Annotated in this window: 3 protein-coding genes; 1 reads left to right on the top strand and 2 read right to left on the bottom strand. The window is 30.1% G+C overall.

Annotation, left to right across the window (positions count from 1 at the left end; translation table 11 throughout):
- Positions 1 to 243 (top strand): CorA family divalent cation transporter (locus F3H01_RS04785; RefSeq protein WP_316349236.1); only part of this gene is annotated, 243 nt, incomplete at its 5' end.
- Positions 244 to 441: 198 nt separating this feature from the next.
- On the opposite strand, the gene rplS is transcribed toward F3H01_RS04785, so the two are convergent.
- Both rplS and trmD read right to left on the bottom strand, forming a co-directional pair.
- Positions 442 to 798 carry a 50S ribosomal protein L19 gene (gene rplS, locus F3H01_RS04780; protein WP_087584437.1) on the bottom strand — a complete coding sequence of 119 codons (357 nt, stop codon included), beginning with the start codon at positions 796 to 798 and terminating at the stop codon, positions 442 to 444.
- A gap of 8 nt (positions 799 to 806) precedes the next feature.
- Positions 807 to 1,428: tRNA (guanosine(37)-N1)-methyltransferase TrmD (trmD, locus tag F3H01_RS04775; protein WP_223155367.1), on the bottom strand; the 622-nt coding region annotated here is incomplete at its 5' end.

Raw genomic sequence — 1,428 nt, 5'->3', positions numbered from 1 at the left:
GATATTTATACATTTATACAAAGTATAAAAAATGACAAAATCAATCAAAACATTTACATTTTGACAATGATATCGGCTGTAATGCTACCACTAAATCTGATAACTGGCTTTTTTGGTATGAATACACAAGGCTTGCCATTTAATGAAACCAAAAATGCTACCATAATAGTTGTATCAATAATGCTTGGAGTAATTCTTTGTTGTGTTATTTTTTTATTTTGGTATACAAATAAGAAGAAGTAGAAAATAAATAAATTTAGTATATAAGGTATCTGAAACTTTATATAGAAATTTGTTATATATTTTAAATTTTTTATAGACTAGCGGTAAAAACAATAAAAATAAATAGATTTTTTAATATTAAAAAACAAAAAATATTTAAAAAAATTAAATTTAAAAAAAATTAAAAGTCCTGAATAGACTTCAGGACAGATAGTAAGATCATTTTCTAAGTTCGCGGATTTTAGCAGCTTTACCACGAAGATCACGTAGATAGAATAATTTAGCTCTTCTAACACGACCTTTTCTAAGAACTTTTATTTCTTCAATTGAATCACTAAAAATTGGAAAAATTCTCTCAACGCCAACACTATTAGCGCCAATTTTTCTAATGATAAATGTTTCACCAGTACCGCTACCACGTCTAGCTATACAAATGCCTTCAAAATTTTGAATTCTAGTTTTATCACCTTCGTGAATACGAATAGCAACACGCAATGTATCTCCTGCACGGAAGTCAGGAATATTTTTACTAGCAATTTGAGCATTTTCAAATGCTTCAATGTATTTATTTCTCATGTTTTTCCTTATTTATGTGGCTTAAGCTTTTGATATAAATCAGGGCGAAAGAACCTTGTTTTGCAGTGAGCCATCTTGTTTTTTAAGTTGTGGATTTTAGCATGATTACCCTTTAAAAACTCTGAAACCACAAAGATTGATCTAAAATTATCAGGCTTTGTAAAAGATGGAGCTTCAAGCAAATTATCCTCAAAACTCTCAACTTCAAGGCTCATATCGTTTCCTAAAACTCCAGGTATATTTCTTGATATTGCATCACTTATACAAAGCGCAGGAAGCTCTCCGCCAGTTAAAACAAAATCGCCTATGCAAAAAACTTCGTCTGCCCAAAGCTCAACAACTCGTTCATCAAGGCCTTCATATCTACTGCAAACAAAACAAATGTGATCTTTTTTAGAGAGCCTCTTTGCGTCATTTTGATTAAATTTTTTACCAGCTGGCGTCAAAAATATCACATGAGCATTTTTATCTTTTTCTTTTAAAAATCTGATTGATTCATCCAAAGGCTGCGGAAACATTAAAAGCCCTGCTCCACCTCCGATCATATAATCATCAACTTTATTATGCTTATCTTTAGTAAAATTTCTTGGATTTATAAAATCAATTTCAATAAATTTATTACCAATTGCA

It is taken from the genome of Campylobacter concisus, assembly GCF_902460875.1.
Classification (GTDB): Bacteria; Campylobacterota; Campylobacteria; order Campylobacterales; family Campylobacteraceae; genus Campylobacter_A; species Campylobacter_A concisus_AA.
This window is presented reverse-complemented; position numbering and strand designations above follow the sequence as displayed.